The sequence below is a fragment of the Mariniblastus fucicola genome (assembly GCF_008087665.1).
Taxonomy (GTDB): domain Bacteria; phylum Planctomycetota; class Planctomycetia; order Pirellulales; family Pirellulaceae; genus Mariniblastus; species Mariniblastus fucicola.
Genome location: NZ_CP042912.1, coordinates 5,863,133 through 5,880,282, shown reverse-complemented (window position 1 = coordinate 5,880,282; position 17,150 = coordinate 5,863,133). Strand labels below are relative to the sequence as shown.

At 53.1% G+C, this 17,150-nt stretch carries 17 protein-coding genes; 11 read left to right on the top strand and 6 right to left on the bottom strand.

Annotated elements, in window-relative coordinates:
* Positions 1 to 74: 74 nt before the first annotated feature.
* From MFFC18_RS22050 to MFFC18_RS22035, 4 genes are all read left to right on the top strand, one after another.
* Positions 75 to 878 carry a MotA/TolQ/ExbB proton channel family protein gene (locus tag MFFC18_RS22050; RefSeq protein WP_238381214.1) on the top strand — a complete coding sequence of 268 codons (804 nt, stop codon included), beginning with the start codon at positions 75 to 77 and terminating at the stop codon, positions 876 to 878.
* A gap of 26 nt (positions 879 to 904) precedes the next feature.
* Positions 905 to 1,354 carry an ExbD/TolR family protein gene (locus tag MFFC18_RS22045; RefSeq protein WP_075083722.1) on the top strand — a complete coding sequence of 150 codons (450 nt, stop codon included), beginning with the start codon at positions 905 to 907 and terminating at the stop codon, positions 1,352 to 1,354.
* Complete coding sequence (locus MFFC18_RS22040; protein WP_084416986.1) at positions 1,351 to 1,857, top strand: ExbD/TolR family protein; 507 nt, start codon at positions 1,351 to 1,353, stop codon at positions 1,855 to 1,857. The genes MFFC18_RS22045 and MFFC18_RS22040 overlap by 4 nt, the downstream gene beginning before the upstream one ends.
* 136 nt (positions 1,858 to 1,993) lie before the next feature.
* Entirely contained in the window at positions 1,994 to 3,037 is a 1,044-nt protein-coding gene (locus tag MFFC18_RS22035) for a hypothetical protein (protein WP_075083723.1), read from the top strand.
* A 99-nt stretch (positions 3,038 to 3,136) separates the two neighbouring features.
* Here the strand turns inward: MFFC18_RS22035 and xerD are convergent, their stop codons facing one another.
* On the bottom strand, positions 3,137 to 4,081 hold the full coding sequence (xerD, locus tag MFFC18_RS22030; protein ID WP_075083724.1) for a site-specific tyrosine recombinase XerD: 945 nt from the start codon (positions 4,079 to 4,081) through the stop codon (positions 3,137 to 3,139).
* Positions 4,082 to 4,089: 8 nt separating this feature from the next.
* Positions 4,090 to 4,770 (bottom strand): hypothetical protein, encoded by a 681-nt coding sequence (locus tag MFFC18_RS22025; RefSeq protein ID WP_148619043.1) that lies wholly within the window; start codon positions 4,768 to 4,770, stop codon positions 4,090 to 4,092.
* 206 nt (positions 4,771 to 4,976) lie between these two features.
* Between MFFC18_RS22025 and MFFC18_RS22020 the strand changes: the two genes are divergently transcribed.
* Positions 4,977 to 7,199 carry a sulfatase-like hydrolase/transferase gene (locus MFFC18_RS22020; protein ID WP_075083726.1) on the top strand — a complete coding sequence of 741 codons (2,223 nt, stop codon included), beginning with the start codon at positions 4,977 to 4,979 and terminating at the stop codon, positions 7,197 to 7,199.
* A 95-nt stretch (positions 7,200 to 7,294) separates the two neighbouring features.
* Here MFFC18_RS22020 and MFFC18_RS22015 read toward each other — a convergent pair whose 3' ends face one another.
* Positions 7,295 to 8,524, bottom strand: a complete 1,230-nt coding sequence (locus tag MFFC18_RS22015; RefSeq protein ID WP_075084119.1) for an endonuclease/exonuclease/phosphatase family protein — start codon at positions 8,522 to 8,524, stop codon at positions 7,295 to 7,297.
* Positions 8,525 to 9,369: 845 nt separating this feature from the next.
* On the opposite strand from MFFC18_RS22015, the gene MFFC18_RS22010 reads away from it, so the two are divergent.
* A complete protein-coding gene (locus tag MFFC18_RS22010; protein WP_087149622.1) occupies positions 9,370 to 9,630 on the top strand; it encodes a hypothetical protein in 261 nt (86 codons plus the stop codon).
* Positions 9,631 to 9,726: 96 nt separating this feature from the next.
* Positions 9,727 to 10,329, top strand: a complete 603-nt coding sequence (locus MFFC18_RS22005; RefSeq protein WP_075083729.1) for a hypothetical protein — start codon at positions 9,727 to 9,729, stop codon at positions 10,327 to 10,329.
* Positions 10,330 to 10,373: 44 nt separating this feature from the next.
* Here the strand turns inward: MFFC18_RS22005 and MFFC18_RS22000 are convergent, their stop codons facing one another.
* Genes MFFC18_RS22000 through MFFC18_RS21990 form a run of 3 tightly spaced genes read right to left on the bottom strand, consistent with a single transcriptional unit; the run spans position 10,374 to position 13,388 of the window.
* Positions 10,374 to 11,450, bottom strand: coding sequence for an Mrp/NBP35 family ATP-binding protein (locus MFFC18_RS22000; protein WP_075083730.1), 1,077 nt, complete (start codon positions 11,448 to 11,450; stop codon positions 10,374 to 10,376).
* 38 nt (positions 11,451 to 11,488) lie between these two features.
* Positions 11,489 to 11,944 carry a hypothetical protein gene (locus tag MFFC18_RS21995; protein ID WP_075083731.1) on the bottom strand — a complete coding sequence of 152 codons (456 nt, stop codon included), beginning with the start codon at positions 11,942 to 11,944 and terminating at the stop codon, positions 11,489 to 11,491.
* Positions 11,934 to 13,388 (bottom strand): helix-turn-helix domain-containing protein, encoded by a 1,455-nt coding sequence (locus MFFC18_RS21990; RefSeq protein WP_075083732.1) that lies wholly within the window; start codon positions 13,386 to 13,388, stop codon positions 11,934 to 11,936. Before MFFC18_RS21990 ends, MFFC18_RS21995 begins: the two co-directional genes overlap by 11 nt.
* A 215-nt stretch (positions 13,389 to 13,603) precedes the next feature.
* Between MFFC18_RS21990 and ruvB the strand changes: the two genes are divergently transcribed.
* From ruvB to acpP, 4 genes are all read left to right on the top strand, one after another.
* Positions 13,604 to 14,626 (top strand): Holliday junction branch migration DNA helicase RuvB, encoded by a 1,023-nt coding sequence (gene ruvB, locus MFFC18_RS21985; protein ID WP_084416987.1) that lies wholly within the window; start codon positions 13,604 to 13,606, stop codon positions 14,624 to 14,626.
* Positions 14,627 to 14,847: 221 nt separating this feature from the next.
* Positions 14,848 to 15,768, top strand: a complete 921-nt coding sequence (gene fabD / locus MFFC18_RS21980) for an ACP S-malonyltransferase (protein WP_075083733.1) — start codon at positions 14,848 to 14,850, stop codon at positions 15,766 to 15,768.
* Between the two features lie 43 nt (positions 15,769 to 15,811).
* The gene (gene fabG / locus MFFC18_RS21975; protein WP_075083734.1) at positions 15,812 to 16,573 is read left to right on the top strand and encodes a 3-oxoacyl-[acyl-carrier-protein] reductase; all 762 of its coding nucleotides are present in this window, start codon (positions 15,812 to 15,814) and stop codon (positions 16,571 to 16,573) included.
* Positions 16,574 to 16,769: 196 nt separating this feature from the next.
* Positions 16,770 to 17,009: an acyl carrier protein gene (acpP, locus tag MFFC18_RS21970; protein WP_075083735.1), complete on the top strand. Its 240-nt coding sequence runs from the start codon at positions 16,770 to 16,772 to the stop codon at positions 17,007 to 17,009.
* The last annotated feature ends 141 nt before the right edge of the window (positions 17,010 to 17,150 follow it).

Below are 17,150 nucleotides of genomic sequence, written 5' to 3'. Positions count from 1 at the left end.
ATCGATTAATCTTCCCCAGTCGCTTCGGTGAAGTCCTTCCCAAAAAACGTGGTGGCTCGATGGAGAGAACACGAATGCCAAAGTTCCAGTCTTGTTTTTCGATGCTGCCCTCACCCGAGCAGCTACGTCGGATCTTTCCCCTCACGTTTCTGGTTGCCTTCATTGCGTTGGTGCTTTCACCGATCGGGATCACCGATGTCGCGCTGTATGCTCAGGATGCAGGTGCTGCCGCTGCCAATCCGGAACAGGATTCGTTGCTCGGTTGGTTGCTCAACAGCCTGGGATTTGAGTACATCATCGTATTCCTGGCGTTGTCGTTCATTCTCGTTGCTCTGTTCATCCTGAATATTCTTGCCGCCCGACGCGAAAGCGTTTGCCCGGCGGAGTTGGTCGCGACCTTCGAAACTCAACTCGATAACAAGCAATACCAGGAAGCCTATGACCTGGCGAAGACAGACGAGTCATTTTTGGGCACTGTTCTGTCAGCCGGATTGGCTCGACTTTCGAGCGGATATCCACAGGCTGTTGCTGCGATGCAGGAAGCCGGGGCCGATGAAAGCATGAAGATGGATCACCGTCTGAGCTATCTGGCTTTGATTGGAACGATCAGCCCCATGATCGGGCTGTTTGGAACCGTCCACGGAATGATCGAATCGTTCTATGAGATCGCTAACGGCGGAGGAACGCCGGATGCGAACAAGCTTGCAGAGGGTATTTCAACGGCTCTGTTGACGACGCTGATTGGTTTGGCGATCGCGATTCCGGCGATTGCGGGATACAACATTTTGCGTAACCTGGTTCAGCGTCGAATTCTCGAAGTCAGTGCCACCAGCGAAAACCTGATGGGCCGCTTCGAAAAAGTTGGCAACAAAAAATAATCTCTCCTTCCACGGAGAGGTTCTCCATGAAGTTCAAAAACAAAAAAGACACCGAGATCCTCGAAGGCGACCTGACGCCGATGATCGACATGACGTTTCAGTTGATCGCGTTCTTTATGTTGCTGATCAATTTTTCGGAAGTCGATCGTGCCGAGGAAATTACGCTGCCGAAAAGTGTCCTTGCAACGCCTCCGGTGGAGCGGCCGAAATATCAGGTGATTCTGAATCTTGATCCCGATGGCGAAGTCGTCTTTGCTGGCAATGGGTACGATATCTCGACGCTTTCTCCCGTCCTGAATCAGGAAATCAACAACGCGGGTCGCAGTCGCGATCGTGTGCCGGCCAAAGACATCGCTGTCATTATCCGTGCTCACGAAGACACGCCCACGGGAACGGTGCAGCGGTTGATTGCCAAATGCCAGGAAGAAGAGATGGAGAATTTCAAGTTTCGCGTCAAGGATGAGGCGTACAAGTGAAATACGAACCGACAGAAAACGAAGACATCAAGCTGAACATGACGTCGATGATCGACATCGTTTTCCAGCTGCTGGTGTTTTTCATTCTGACGTTCAAAGTAGTCGTCCAGGAAGGCGACTACAACGTGCGGATGCCCATCGCCGCGGTTGACACCGAATCGATGGACGAACCGCCTGAACTGATTCGCGTCATGCTTAGAGCTGGTGAGACAGGTGCGATCAGCACCATCGAAGTCGACGATGAGGTCGAAGTCGAAACACTTGCCGGCGACACCACCGCCGAACTCTACGCTCAACTCAATGACTATATCGACGCGAAAGTTTCTGCTGGCAACGATCCGGAATCCGGCGTTGAAACCGAAGTCGAATTCGACATCGACAGCAATCTGAAATATCGCTTCACCGTTCAGGCGATCGAGGCTGTCTCGGGCAAGCAATTGGCTGACGGTAACGTTAAAAAGCTGGTCGAGAACATCAAGCTCAAAGACAACTCGCAACAGTAGCCACTTCGGTCGCACGAGAATTGATCCCGAAATCCTTCAAATGGCTGACGTTCCGTCACGTCATCCGGCTCAAGGATCGTCCCGCTTGCCGATAGATTCCCCTCCGACACGATTCCTCAACCCCCACGGATGACCGATGGCTACTTTCAAAACGAATGTCGAAGCATTTTGGAAATGGTTTGCCACCAACGCGGCCGAATTCTATGCGGCAATCGAGGACGGCAACTGCGCCGAACTTGCAGAACCGGTTCAGGAAGCTTGCGGCAAATGGTTGCCAGGTTTTTCATGGGTGTTTGGGCCGGGACCGGACGGGAAAGGTCACTCATTCACGATCACCGGCGAAGGCAAACCGGGCTTTCTGTTTCTTGCTTCGTATTGGCTTGAGCTCGCTCCGGTGCTCGACGGTTGGACTTTCTATGGCTCGCGCCAGCCTTCGGTGCTGCACGCCGACCATCAGGTGAAAATCGCTGATCAGGAGTTTGGCCCTGGTGAGATTCTGATCAAGCCGATTGTCTACGAAGAAGACGAGCAAATTGGAATCGACTTTTGGCATCCCAATTTTGCAGACAGTGAAGAGGGGCTGATCTTCACGGTGCTTGGCATCTGGCTGGACGAAAGCCTTGGCGAGATCGGATCGATGGCGTGGATCGCATCGGCCGAATGCAAGGACTTGTCGGGCGACCCGGAAGCGTTTCCGCTGACCAAGCTCAAACAGTACGTCGACTACTTGCAAAAGGAAAAGGGCTGGGAGAAACTTCCGCCGGATGAGACCTATTCGCTGTACCAGTTACCCGAGCAGTCGGATGAGTTTCCTCGCGGCGATACGATTTCCGGTACCACCTGCAACATGGAACTGGTCGGAGCCTTTCTTGAGTCGGCCGGCCACATGGAAGATCCGGTTGAGGGCACCGGTGCGAGTTTCGTCTACATCGGAATCAATCGCGACCAGTTCCCCGAAGGCGACGAAGTAAACTTTCGCGCCGAAATCGAAGACGCGGTCGACGAAGCTCTGCGATCGGGCAAGAGTGGCCGCGTGTTTGGCGGAGCGTTCGGTTTGATTTCTGGCTACATCGATTTGGTGATCTACGATGGTGACAACAGCGCCGCATTGATCAATCAAGCGTTGGATGCCAAAGGTCTTGGCGGAGAGTACTTCGTCCGACCCTTTGCGAAAGCGTGAGCACGCGGCCTGTTTTGATTCCGAATTCCACAGGTGCGAAACGAGTCAGGCACGAAGCGCTAACCAGTGAATTAATGGCAATGCCTGTTCAGGCCCCGTTTACGCACGGGGATGAAACTGGTTGTGTACTTTCTTCAGTCGCGACTGGTCCACATGCGTGTAGATCTGCGTCGTCGCAATACTGGCGTGTCCCAACATCTCCTGAACCTGCCTCAGATCAGCACCTCCGGCGAGCAGATGGGTGGCAAAACTGTGCCGCAGCGTGTGCGGGCTGATCGAAACATCAACGTCGGCTTCCAACGCATACTTCTTCACCAACTCCCAGATGGCTTCGCGTCGTAGTCGACGTCCAGACCTCGTCAGCAGCAACCAATCAGCCTCATCGGGCCGATGTGCAGCCAGTTGAGGCCTCAGTCGTTTCAGATATTGTTCGACTGCATCGATCGCCGCATCACCGAGCGGCACCATCCGCTGCTTGCTGCCCTTTCCCTGGACTTTGCAAAACCGTTCGTCCAGGTGCAAATCCCGCAGTCGCAAATCCGAAAGCTCCGACGCGCGGCAACCGGTTGCGTAAAGCAGTTCCAGTAGCGCCCGGTCGCGAAAATAGTAGATCTCATATCGCTTCGGAGCGTTGAGAAAACGTTCGACATCTTTCGGCGAAAGAACTTCAGGAACACGTTGCCAAAGCTTTTGGCTGCCCAACAACTCAACCTTGTTGTCCAGCAAAACACCTTCGAGCTGAAGGTAGCGAAAGTACATCTTCAGGCCGACTACCGTTCGAGCGATCGATGCCGGAGCCAGTTCGCGCGAATTCAAGTATCCGACAAAATCTGAAAGCTCGGAAATCGTCAACGTGACCAGGTTTCGAGAGCCCAGCCATTCGTGGAACCGGTGAATGTCTCGTTGGTAAGCCGCGACCGTATTTTCGGCCAGATGACACTCGGTGCGCAGGTACTCGACAAACGCTTCCTGGCGAAGCGAAAAATCCTGCTTCGGTTTGGCAGGCGAAACTTTTCCTAGCAGGCGACTTTTGCTTTTCTTCAAATCGTCACCTAACGGGTCATAAACAAAATAGTGTTGGCCACTTTTGAATCGTCGACTTCCGTCCCCGTCACCAGAACGACGGCTTCTCCCGGAACGATCTCCGCGAACGTTCGACCGCGAAGTGTGGCTCCGCGAAATCCCAGGATGATTGGATACGATTTGCCGCCGACGATGACTTTGGAATTCGCGATGTCCAACTCGCCAGCCAACAACAAGTCCTTGCCCGTCGGGATCGCGGCTTCGATTGGCTGGCCACTGATCAGATAGTTGTTGATCCGCCACGCTGGCATGCTCATGATCCGATCGCGATGATGTACCGAACGAAACTGAGCCAACAGGAACAGCTTGCCTTCAGGAAGCGAATACTTGATACGCTCCCATTCTCCGTTGTCCAGTTTCTTGCCATCCACCGCCACCTGGCCTCGCGCCGTGTCAAACCAGGGGTTGGACATCCGCAACGCGAACTCGGTTGATTCATTGATCGCGATCGAAATCATTTCGTTGTCGCGAGTTTGGATTTCGAGACTGGTATCGGTCTTTGATGTTACGCGACCGGAAACTTCAAACGTCGCCGACGCTTCCGGATCGACCTGTTGTGCTTCCAACGTCGCGCAGCCGACAGCCAGGGCAGAAACCGCAAAGGCCAACCAGAACCGGTATCCAGATATGTGTTTAATGAAATGGGACACTGTCTGTTAATTCGGCCAGTTGGACCAATGTTCGGGACCAAAACGTATCCAATATTGCATCACGGAAAGTTGACTTACGTGGAACATCCCTGCGAACCGGAACATTCAAACCAAACTGCCAGCGTCGATGGCTGCGGATAGAGTCGATGTTGTCAGATTCAACTAAACTGAACGTCGAAGATCGCTGGCAGTAGTGATTTGAGACAATGCGTGAACTGAGGGAAGTCGTGCAAGAATTGAGAAGATTTTCGAGGAACGCTGTCATCGCCATCGCGGCAGTGATGAGCCTGGTTGCATCTGGCGTTGGCGCGATGTTGCGTTTTGATGAACACGAACCGCAAGTCGATCGGAAGCCGAACATCGTCCTGATCAATTTGGACGATTGCGATGTTGACCTGGTTGACGACGAAAAGTTGAAGCACTTTCCGAACCTGTCTGAGTTAGCCAAAACGAGCACCCGGTTTACCAACTGCCATGTGACGACACCTCTGTGTGGCCCGTCGCGAGCCTGTCTGTTTCGCAGTCAATACGCTCACAACACGGGTTATCGAACCAATCGTGCGAATCTCGATGTCGGCAGTGGTTTCACTGGCGGCACGCAATACTTTATGGACAGTGGTCTGGCGGCGGACCAGTTGCCTGTTTGGATGAAGCGTGCTGGCTACCACACGATGCTGGTTGGAAAGTACTTCCAGGGAAAGACAGAACACGTGCCGGTTCCTGGTTGGGATCGCTTCATTGCACTGGGTGGCAATCGATACATTGGCCGCATCGCGCGATTCAACTTTTTTCCGGACGGCAAGATCGACATCGGGCCGGTTCACGGTTATCGCACCGAGATCGAAACCGATGATGTGGTCGGTCTGCTGGATGAGTATGCGAGCGAAGGCGATCCGGAAAAGCCATTCTTTCTTTATCTTGCTCCCGTCGCGCCACACGTGGGAGCATTGAATGAAGATCCTGTTCCCGAAAAGTGGAAAGATCGCTTTCTCGACGTCAAACTGCCTTCGTCGGCAAGCTTCAACGAGGACGACGTCTCGGACAAACCCGTGGCGTATCGTGACACGCTCAAGCTGTCTGAAAAAGAAGTCGCGGCGTTGGTCGTTTCCCAGCGTCGGCGTCTGATCGCAATGTCGGGCGTCGATGAAATGGTCCAGCGGATCCGCAAGAAGATCGCTGACCTTGGTTTGGAAGAAAACACGATCGTCATTTTGACTTCGGATCACGGCTACTTGATGGGCGAACATCGAATGCACGGAAAGTCGTTCCCGTTGATCAAAGCCACACAGGTTCCTCTCTGGGTGCACTGGCCAGGCGTGACGACCTCGCGAAACGCAGGACAACTGTTGGCTCACATCGACATTTCTGCGACGGTCGCAGATTTGGGCGGCGCCTCGATTCCTGACTTTGCAGACGGCAGATCATTTTCAAAGCTACTCACAGACGACTCGATCACTGCAGCAGATGCGATCCGGCAATCCGTCCTGGTCGAGAATTGGGAGTCGCGATTGAACTCGGTTTCCAAACGGAAGATCGTTTATTCGTCGATGATCCGGCCCGGCAGCATGTATACCCAGTGGGCGACCGGCGAAAAAGAGTACTACGACCTTGAGTCCGATCCGCATCAGTTGGAAAACGAGTTCGCGAATTTGAGTGCTGCCGAGAAAAGCTCTTTGCGGGCCGAGCTTCATTCGATTCGGCTTAACAGTTCGCAGGATGCGGGAACAACGGCCACGTTAAGTTTTCCGACGGTTAACCGAAGCTACTTTGGGCCGGAAACGGAGCTGGAAGGTTTTGCCGAATCAGCGGCGCAGGTCGGACCCGTTACGTATTCGATCAAGCGGAAACAGACGGGCGAGTTTTGGGATGGAACGGCATGGAGCCAACAGCCAACCAGGATGCCGGCAGAGCAGCCTGTAGAGGCGGGATTGCTACGCGAGTGGCATGCCCGGCCACGAGTCAAAGGACTCGATCCGGGTGAAGTGCTCTCGATCGAAGTCCATGCCGCGGACGCGAGCGAACGGCAGGCTTCGATTCGAAAGCTGGATGTTATCTACGACAGCTCACCACCAGTCGTGCGAATCAGCCGCCCCAACAATCAGATGGGCTATCCTGAGTTCGCGAATTTCGGTGGAATGATCGAAGACGACCGCGGTTCAGACGATGTCAAACTTTCGATTTTCAATCTCGACACGCTTGAGTACTTCAATGGCAGCGAGTGGACTACCGACGAAAGCCAGGTTTCCGTGCTGGTAAATACGGAAACCGGTCGTTGGCACACCCGCCATCCGCTTCCCGAAGGCCGCTATGAAATTAAAGCATTCGGCAAGGACGCCGCCGGGAATTGGTCGGCTGCCTCGGAACCTGTTCGTTGCCTCGTTGACAGAAGCTTGCAACGAAAGAGGATGCTCGACGATGAAATTCGCTGACTTGCAGTTCGGTCGACATTTCGCACGATTCCGCTTGCCGTGTTCACTCAGGTTCGATGTGTTTGCTCAGTCTGAACGAGAAGTGTCATCGCGTTTTAGTTTTCGGGAAACGTAATGTCGATCCACACCATGCGGTGATCGGATGCTGCAGTAAGTTCGTTGCCGGGCTCTTCAGGAGCTGGCCAGAACACGCCCTGATTGGAGACAGCGAAGCCTTTTGATGGCAGCACGTAATCGATTCGAACATTGCCAACGCTGCGGTCGTTGAAGTTGCCGGTGTCCTGAGTCGGGTCGCCTTTGTGTTTCAGGTTCGCTTGTCCTTCCTTTTTGGCGTAGTACTTGCCTCCGTTGCTCGCCGGAATCGGGCTGGCTTGAACCAGTTCGTGTTTCAGCAACTGATCGATCGCGTTGTCCGTACTGTCGCCATCGTTCGGGTCTGCGTTGAGGTCGCCTGCAATCACGAATGCCTCACCAATCGGCAGTCCACCCTTGGTGCCCTTGTCATCGTAAATCCAGTCACATTTGTTGCTGATATAGTCCGCCCAAATTCGGATCTCGTCATGGTTGCGTTTCCCGTTGCGGTCCTCGTCGCCGTCGAAAACTGGAGGCGTCGGGTGGCAAACGAGAAAGTGAAACGTTTTCGATTCGATTGTGATTGGAATATCCCAATGGCTTTTCGAAGATAGTCGAAAGACTTCGATGGCTTCTGGCGAATACCAGTCTGCGTTCGTTTCCGGGTTCTTCGGAAGCAACGCCCCCGGCATGTCTTTCCAGAGGAAATTCTGAAATGTGCGAGCTTTGTCAGTGTTGATCGGGTGCATGGAAAGAACCGCCATGCCGTACTGACCGGGGAAACGACCAAAGCCGAACGCGTCGTCAGGAGAGCCTACACGTTTGTCATTGTTGAGGTCGACTTTCGAGTCGACTCCTGTGTTGACGGATTGAACGAAAACGTACGGGTACTCGATCGGTTCCTGTCCCAGTTGTCCTTTGGCGAGAAAGTTCTTGCGGAAGGCTTCGACCGACTTTCCGCCATCGAAATCGACTTCGTTCAACAGCAAAACATCCGGTCGTACTGTTTGTACGATCGCTGCGATCTTTGAAACAGTCTCGGACGTTCCCTTTTCCAGTTCCTTTAACAGCGCACCATCGCTTTTGCGATTGAGCGCGACATTGAAGGTTGCCACACGAATGGCACCTTCTTTCTTCGTCAGATCGTTACTGTTTGTCTGCGCGATTGCGGAGGCGTTGAAGCAAACCAAACATGCGAGCAACAGCGTTGAGAACAGAAAGGAGTTGTGTTTGAAATGCGATCGGAACGTCATGGTGGTGACTCTTAAAACGGGTTCAGTTTGCGCGTGATGGAGCGAGAAACAGCTTCGCAGGTAGTTTTTGGATAAAAAAATTGATTTTTTTTTCAGTCGTATCAAACGCGATTCTTGATCGCTCTCGTTTTGATACCAGGAAGCGGTCAATAAAGCGAACACATGCAACGGGTAAAAAACAGTAAGCCTTCGAAGGTACGATTTTCTGGTTGGTCGGATGTTTTCGTCACGTTGTCGCGTTGTCTAACTTTCAGATGATACTACGACGAAGCGAATCCATTGTTAAGGAGTCGGGAAACATGATGCCCAATCATTGAAACACAACATTCGCAATAAACTCAACGAATGCAACAACTTTTTTCAATTGTGTTTCAACACCAAACAACATGCCGGTTGGAAAATGAAAGGCATGAGCGTGAAAAAATTACAGGAAACGTATCGTTGTGCATTGCTGTGCAGACGTTGCAATTCCTTGTGCGTAAAACAGGTCAACCGAGAAGTGTTTGCAACTAATTGCAGTTGAAAATCGTCGCGGTTTTTGAATGTCAAACCTGAAAACAGTAGCCGTGTTGATCAGAAGAAACTGATTGGGATTCAAAACGAGATTCACGCGCGCAAAAAAATGTCGTGAAACGTCCAAAACAACATTGAAAAACCATCGGCGTTTTCTAAAACTTTAAGCGTTGTCAACCCGATGTGAAAACAAACAGGCCTTTTGAACTGATTCAATTGACTGTTTGTGGAAGCGGTGGGTTTGAACTAAACCGACCGGTTTTAGTTTTTAGTTTCGAGACAAGCGTTGCGACTTGTGACGTGAGTCTGGTCCATTTTATGGAGGACGTCCTGTGGCCAAGAAAAAGAAAAAAGCTGCCAAGAAAAAAACAACCAAGAAGAAGGTTGTTAAAAAAGGTGGCAAGAAGAAGAAAGTAACCAAAAAGAAGAAGGCTACGAAAAAGAAGAAAGTAGCCAAGAAGAAGAAGGTTGCCAAGAAAAAGAAGAAGGTAGCCAAGAAGAAGAAAAAGGTTACAAAGAAGAAGGTTACAAAGAAGAAGGTAGCCAAGAAGAAAAAGGCAACCAAGAAGAAGAAAGCCAAGCGCAAGAAGTAAGCTTTTTGCTTGACTCATCTTCGAGTGATACAACGAGAAAGGGCTGTTTTCTACAGCCCTATTTTTATGCGCTGACTTCGACGAAAGGTCACTGCCATGATGACGCAAACGCACGTGCTGCTGGGGTTGGCGGCCTTCGGGCGACCTCGGGAACCGTTGCGAAATGGGCTGGCGATCGCTGGCGGGATCATTCCTGACGCTGCGATCTTTCTTCTCTACGTGATTGAGAAACTCAAAGGCACTCCCGAACGAATTATCTGGCGCGACGTCTACTTCAGCCCCTTTTGGCAAGACGCAGTCGCCTGGGGGAACTCGATCCCGCTCTGGCTTTTGCTGTTGGCAATCGGTGCCCTGTTGTGGAAGCGGTCCAGTCACAAAACCGCGGGTGCGATGACGGTCGTGTTTGCAGCGTCATGTTTGCTGCACATGGCCTGCGACTTTCCGCTCCACGTCGACGACGCTCATCGACATCTGTTTCCCGTTTCCGACTGGCGGTTTCGGTCGCCCGTTTCCTACTGGGACCCAAAACATTTTGGAGGCTTCGCCGCGTTCTGCGAAACGTTGCTGGGCATCGGACTGTCTGTGTGGATGTGGATGCGATATCCAAACCTGATCGCGAGAATCGGCCTTGGAGTTTTACTCGTCGGCTATCTCGCGGTACCGGCATGGTTCGCGTTGCAGTTCCTCAAATCGCAATAGACGATCTGCTTTCTGTCGCCGCGTTGCGATTGGCAACGTTTGGGCTAACCAATTACAGGAAGCTGCGGAGTCGTCGGATTGGCCGCCGCATTTTCGGCTAACGTTGTCACCAAACTCTTCGCGATTCTTTCGAGGTAGGGGCCAACTGTTTCGTCGTCGAAATTGTCGACCATTTTTCCTGCGTCACCACGCTGTCGCAGGCTGATGTTCAACGGGATCTCGCCAAGGAACGGAATGCCATCCTGCTGAGCGTATTCTTTCGCGCCGCCTTTGCCGAAAATGTCATAGCTCTTGCTGCAGTCCGGGCAGATAAAGCTGCTCATGTTTTCGATCAGACCAATCACCGGAATCTTGACCTTGCGAAACATACCCACGGCTTTCACGGCATCGATCAAGGCGACTTCCTGAGGCGTGCAAACGATCACCGATCCAGTCAGCGGCAAAAGCTGAGAAAGGCTCAACGCGATATCGCCAGTTCCAGGCGGCATGTCGATGATCAGATAGTCCAACTCGCCCCAGTCAGTATTGCGAACGAAAGTCGTGACGGCTGAATGCAACATGGGGCCACGCCAAATCACGGCTTCGCCCGGCGGAATCATATAACCGATGCTCATCAGCGGAATGCCATTGAAGTCCATCGGCTCAATCTTTTCTCCCTGACCAGCAGCACAGCGTCCGCGAATTCCCGTCAACTGTGGAATCGATGGGCCGTACACATCGGCGTCCAACAAACCGACTGAAGAACCGGCTCGTTTGAGGGCGATCGTAAGGCTCGTCGCCGCGGTGCTCTTGCCGACTCCGCCCTTACCGGCCGCAATCGCGATAACGGCTTTGCATTTAAGCCCCACGGTCCCGAGTGGCTGGGGCGGACGCACAAAGTCATCGATCTGAACGTTGAACGTTGAGTCGGAAAACTGGTTGGCCAACTCTGATTCAACTTTTGCCTTGAACTCGTCGCGGATCGCGGCGGCGAAAGACGTCAAGCCAATCTTGATCTCAATCGTATCGCCAGATTCGACAACCGAGAGGATCTGTTTGCTGAGCCCGCGGCCAGTTTCGGGATCCGGAATTTTCCCCAGAGCCGTGCGGACTTGTTCGAGCAGTTCTTTGTTTTCGGTCATGAAGACGTTTTCGTGATTTGTTCGGTGGTAAAGTCGACCTACCAGGGTAACCGGGCGATGACCTTTTCTTCAACCGACAAATCGCCGATGAGGCAAGTTTTCAAATGACGCTCGACTCGCGGCCACATTTTGACGAAATCCAATACCGAACAGCAGGTTTCCGTAGCCCCTGCTTCTGCCAAAACGGCTCGCCAAGGATCGGCCGAGGGGGCTGCCAGCAGAAACAGCGGGCAATGTTGAGGGTTGTTGCACAGGTCCGCTACCCGTTCCAGAACCTGTTGAGGTCGCTCTGAAAACCCGTCGGGCAATTCTACAATCAGAGCGGCACACTCGTTCGAAACGATGAAATTTCTGGCCGAGTCAAAATCCAAAAGCCAGTGAACCTGGGGCATCGGTCTGGCGGAATCGATGCCGCGTTGAACCTGTGATCGCCATCGCGGGGTTTGCGTTGCCACTGCGATCGATGGCGCGACAGGCAAAGCGTTATCCTTCATCGGGTTCCTCCTTGAAGACGGACGGATCGAGCAATTCATCTTCGCCGCTGGTGTCTTTTTCAAACATGGCCAAACGCCTCAAAAGTTTTGCGCGGCTGATTCCGAGCAATTCCGCGGCTTTCGTTTTGTTGCCTTTGGCCTGAGCAACGGCCCGATCGACAAGCTGTTCTTCAATCTCCTGCAGATACTGATCCAGCTGAATCTTTGTTTCCTCTTTCGCCGCGAATCGCTGCGCCTTGATCGTGTGCTGAAACGTTTCTGAAAAGTCAGCCACCTGAATGATGCTCCCGCTCGCATTGGCTGTCGCTTCTTCGATCGCAGACGAAAGCTGACCGAAATTTTCAGGCCAGTCGTACTCGCAAATCATCTCGATCGCTTGACGCGTGAAACCGGAAAACTGCTTGGCCTGCTGATCGTTTCGCGATTCCAGAATTGCCTGAGCCAACAACGGCAGGTCCTCGCGGCGATCGGCCAGCGAGGGAAGCTCAATTGTCAACGTGCTAAGCCGACTGGCCAGCAATGGATCGAAGTTCGTACCGGAATCGATTAGCCTGGTCGATGAAGTTGCAATCATTCGCGCCGACAAACCGGGGAGCTGAAGATAGCCAAGCAACTCCTGTTGTGAACCGGCGTCCAGCAAGTCGACGTCGATCAGCAGCAATGTCGCTTTGGTCGATTTTTGAATTAGCAACTCTTTCATCGTCGACTGAACCAACGACGGGTCCGTGATTGAGCAGTGCAGTGGCACGAGCCGCGATTCAGATTCAGCGTGGTCTCCGCCGCCATCGTGATTTTGAATTTCGTCCGCGACCGAACCAGCAAAAACGGTTCGCGCCACGTGCTCACGGCCAGAACCTGTTGGCCCCACAATCAGGACGTCTCCATCGCTGTCGGCGGCTGACTGCAACTGACGTCGAACGCGATCCGACGCCGCGGACGTCCCCACAAGCCGCTTGAGATTGAATCGTTTTTGATGTCGTTGACGTACCAGCACCAAAGCGTTGTGAAGTTTGGCGGGCAAGTCAATTGACTCGCGAACGTTTGCGTCCGGAACATCTGCATCTTCTGCGCTGCCGACGACCAGGTAACCCGAAAGCACGCCGCGATGATCGTAGATTGCGTTGACGCATGCAGAACGAACTTTCAGTTGAGAGCTGGCGTTCGAAAAGATCTGAATCGAAAACGAATCAACGACGTCGGGAGCCGTGATCAGATTCGGAGCAATCGACAAACCCTTGACGGCGTCTTCGGCTTTTCCTTCAAGCGGTTCAGACGTGTACACCAGGTTCGTGCCGACGATGAATTCCAGCTCCATTCCGACCCAGGCGGCGCAAGCTTCGTTGGCATAGCTCAGTTTGAGAACGTCCGAGATCAAATACACGATCGAGCTGGACTGATCGAAGATCCTCAGCAACGCGTTGTTGATTTTTCTGGTTTTCGCCATCAGTGCTCGCTGCAAAGTCGTCGTAAAAGTTTTGGTTGCCGGGGCGAAGTTCGGTTCTCAAAAGCCGAAAGCTTCCGGTTTTCCCTGGCGAGCCCGTGAGCAGTCCGCGCTGCCAGCGTTCCAGAGGAAACAGCGGGCAGTACCGTGTTAGTTGCACTCCGAAACCTGTTTGGCGTCTGCTATATTGTGGGCCCATAATTTGTAATCGGAATACGATGGCCCGCGACATCATTTTATCCAATAACCCGTCACCCGACGATGACGATCCGCACTTGCGCCCCAAACGGCTGTCCGAGATGGTCGGGCAGCGCGATGTTATCAATCGGCTTGAGATCGCGATCGACGCGGCCAAACAACGCGAAGAAGTCCTTGGACACATTCTTTTCGACGGCCCGCCCGGGCTTGGGAAGACGACCTTTGCGACGGTGATACCGGCTGAGATGGGCGTGCCGGTAGATTTCCTTTCCGGCCCCACGCTCAAGGCGCCCAAGGATCTCGTTCCCAGCTTGACCAACTTGCGCCCCAGTCAGGTTCTGTTCATCGACGAAATTCATCGCATCCCCAAAGCGGTCGAAGAGTATCTCTACACCGCGATGGAAGACTTTCGCATCGACATGATTCTGGGCGATGGCATCAACGCACGTACGCACACGTTCAAGCTCAAGCCATTCACGCTCATCGGCGCTACCACGCGAGCAGGAATGCTGACCGGTCCGTTGCGCGACCGTTTTCAGATCCGTGAACACCTGGGCTTTTATTCGCTGCAAGAACTCACAGAGATCATTCGCAGAAACGCCAACAAACTGAAGATTGAAATCGACGACGATGCCGCGATAGAGATCGCCGAGCGTTCTCGCAGCACGCCCCGCGTCGCTAATAACCGCTTGCGTTGGGTTCGTGACTACGCACAAAGCCGCGCCGACGGCAAGATCACGGTTGCTGTTGCCAACAAAGCTTTGGAAGTTGCCGAGATCGATAAGCTGGGGCTTGATCGACAGGATCGTCAGTACCTCGATACGCTGATGCGAATCTGCCTTGGCGGTCCGACCGGGATCGAGACGATCGCCGCGACGATGAACACCGCGACCGACACGCTGTCGGATGAAGTCGAACCATTTTTACTTCGCAGCGAACTGATTCTCCGCACGCCTCGCGGCAGAGTTGCGACTGCCAAAGCCTACGACCATATGAAGCTTCCGCCGCCGCAGCCCAAGGAAGGCCAGGAGTCAATGTTTTAGTTCCTTGGTGCTTGTCCACGTTTGACCTTCCGGTGTGTTCCATCGCATGTCCCGCCGGCTGGGGCCGCCAAATTTTCTGCTGTGTCACGAATGCAACGAAAGCCGCGAAAACCCACCCAGGCTCTTCACACATTCTTTCGTGCATAAAGGCGGTAGTCGTTCCGCCTCAATTGCGTCATAATCTCGGCCCAAAATTCATCGATCTGAAGTGAACGGTACTCATGAGTAAAATCGCGTTTTTGTTTCCCGGCCAGGGAGCCCAGACTGTCGGGATGGGAAAAGAGGCCTGGGAGAAATTTGACACCGTCAAACAGCTCTTTGCCCAGGCTTCAGACATCGTCGGCTATTCGATTCAGGATGTCTGTTTCGAAGGCCCGAAAGAGAAACTTGACTCGACCGACATCAGCCAACCCGCTCTGTTCGTCACCAGCATGGCGGCCGTTGAAGTACTCAAGGAAACCAACCCTGAGGCGATCGAATCCTGTGCCGGCGTCGCGGGATTGAGCCTCGGTGAGTACTCCGCGTTGGCGTTTTCTGGCGCGATCAGTTTCGAAGACGGTTTGCGGTTGGTGCAAAAACGTGGCGAAGCCATGCAAGCCGCGGCCAACGCTTGCGACAGCGGCATGGTTAGCGTGTTGGGGTTGGACGCTGAGAAAGTGGAAGAAGTTTGCAACACGGCTCGCGCCGATGGCGAAGTCCTGCAAACGGCCAACTTTCTTTGTCCCGGCAACATTGCGGTATCCGGCAACCAGGCTTCCTGCGACAACGTCGCCGCGGCAGCAGAAGCAGCGGGTGCGATGAAAGTTATTCCACTTGCTGTCGCCGGAGCATTTCATACACCCATCATGGATCCAGCCGTTGAGTCGCTTCGTGTGGCAGTCGATGCCACCACGTTTTCGAACTCGAACGTGCCGGTGTATTGCAACGTCGACGCCAAAGTACATTCGCAATCCGATGAATTCGGACCGCTGCTGGTCAAGCAAATTTGTTCGCCAGTTCGTTGGCACGACTCGATGAATGCGATGTTGGCCGATGGCTATGATGAGTTCTACGAAGTTGGAACGGGTCGCGTATTGCGTGGGCTGTTAAAGCGAATCAATCGAAAACTGAAAACACACGGAACGCTGGACTCCATCCAGTAATCGGGCAACTGCCGGACAGATAAAACAATAAAGGAATCAAAATATGAGCATCGAAAAATTCTCAGTAGATCTTTCAGAACAAACGGCCATCGTCACCGGGGCCTCACAAGGGCTTGGGCGTTCGATAGCAATCGAACTTGGTGCTGCCGGAGCACGCGTTGCCTGCGTCGCTCGCAATGTCGACAAACTTGCTGATACGGTCAAAGTCATCACCGACGCCGGCGGACAGGCCGAAGCGATTCAATGCGACGTCTCTGACAGTAAATCCATCGACGCAGTCGTCGACAAGGTTGCCGAAGAGTGGGGCAAGGTTGATATCCTGGTCAACAACGCAGGAATCACGCGTGACACACTGTTGCCCGTGATGACGGATGAGCAATGGGACGATGTGATCGCGGTCAACTTGCGTGGAACGTTCCTGTTCACTCGCGCAGTTTCCAAACAAATGATGAAAGCTCGCTACGGACGCATCATCAACATTTCCAGTGTTTCAGGCCTGATCGGGAATCCAGGGCAAACGAATTACTCGGCTTCCAAAGCCGGCGTGATTGGCATGACGCGCAGTTTTGCCAAAGAGATTGCCAAGCGAAAAGTCACCGTGAACGCGGTTGCGCCTGGATTCATCGCCAGCGAAATGACAGATAAGCTCGGCGATACGATTCTTGGTGAAGTAAAAAAGCGAATTCCGGCGAAGCGCATAGGTGTCCCTGAAGATGTGGCCGCTTGTGTGCTGTTCCTGGCCTCTCCAGCAGCCAGCTACGTAACTGGGCAGGTTCTCACGGTGGATGGCGGGATGACGGCCTGATTTTCTGCTCTAAATGGGCAAAAACCTTGCCGAATATCGTTTGAGCCTTGACCCATTTTAAGGGTTTCATCTATCTTTAGTCGCTTGTCCGGCGACCCTTTTGCCGGATCTGCGGTGGGATTGTCGCGTCCGCGATGATCGCTTTGCAGAATGCAATCACGTTGTCCTGAGTTTATATAGAAGGAGGCCGATAAATATGGCATCGGTCGAAGAACGAGTAAAAGACATCGTCGCTGAACAGCTTGGTGTCGATAAAGAAAAAATCAAAAGAGAGTCCAACTTCGTCAACGATCTGGGCGCGGACTCATTGGATACAGTCGAGCTTGTTATGGAGCTTGAAGAAGAGTTTGACATCAGCATCGCCGATGACGCTGCTGAAAAAATTCAGACGGTCGGAGAAGCGATCGAACACATTGAAAAAGGCTCTGCTGCCTAATCTATCTGATATGGCTCGGTCGGTTTTGGCCGTCCGGGCAATCAAAGTACCGCCTGTTTGGCCCGGTCAACGGTTCCTGCAGGCGGCTTTTTTTAGCGCTCGTGCCGATACATTCATGTCGCATAACTTCACGAGTGGACC

What these genes read in the sequence shown, in the direction of transcription:
- MFFC18_RS21990 (WP_075083732.1), bottom strand. Translation starts at nt 13,388, where the DNA reads ATGGCGAAAACCAGAAAAATCAACAACGCGTTGCTGAGGATCTTCGAT.
- ruvB (WP_084416987.1), top strand. Translation starts at nt 13,604, where the DNA reads ATGGCCCGCGACATCATTTTATCCAATAACCCGTCACCCGACGATGAC.
- fabG (WP_075083734.1), top strand. Translation starts at nt 15,812, where the DNA reads ATGAGCATCGAAAAATTCTCAGTAGATCTTTCAGAACAAACGGCCATC.
- fabD (WP_075083733.1), top strand. Translation starts at nt 14,848, where the DNA reads ATGAGTAAAATCGCGTTTTTGTTTCCCGGCCAGGGAGCCCAGACTGTC.
- MFFC18_RS22005 (WP_075083729.1), top strand. Translation starts at nt 9,727, where the DNA reads ATGATGACGCAAACGCACGTGCTGCTGGGGTTGGCGGCCTTCGGGCGA.
- MFFC18_RS22035 (WP_075083723.1), top strand. Translation starts at nt 1,994, where the DNA reads ATGGCTACTTTCAAAACGAATGTCGAAGCATTTTGGAAATGGTTTGCC.
- MFFC18_RS22050 (WP_238381214.1), top strand. Translation starts at nt 75, where the DNA reads ATGCCAAAGTTCCAGTCTTGTTTTTCGATGCTGCCCTCACCCGAGCAG.
- acpP (WP_075083735.1), top strand. Translation starts at nt 16,770, where the DNA reads ATGGCATCGGTCGAAGAACGAGTAAAAGACATCGTCGCTGAACAGCTT.
- MFFC18_RS21995 (WP_075083731.1), bottom strand. Translation starts at nt 11,944, where the DNA reads ATGAAGGATAACGCTTTGCCTGTCGCGCCATCGATCGCAGTGGCAACG.
- MFFC18_RS22015 (WP_075084119.1), bottom strand. Translation starts at nt 8,524, where the DNA reads ATGACGTTCCGATCGCATTTCAAACACAACTCCTTTCTGTTCTCAACG.
- MFFC18_RS22020 (WP_075083726.1), top strand. Translation starts at nt 4,977, where the DNA reads ATGCGTGAACTGAGGGAAGTCGTGCAAGAATTGAGAAGATTTTCGAGG.
- MFFC18_RS22045 (WP_075083722.1), top strand. Translation starts at nt 905, where the DNA reads ATGAAGTTCAAAAACAAAAAAGACACCGAGATCCTCGAAGGCGACCTG.
- MFFC18_RS22000 (WP_075083730.1), bottom strand. Translation starts at nt 11,450, where the DNA reads ATGACCGAAAACAAAGAACTGCTCGAACAAGTCCGCACGGCTCTGGGG.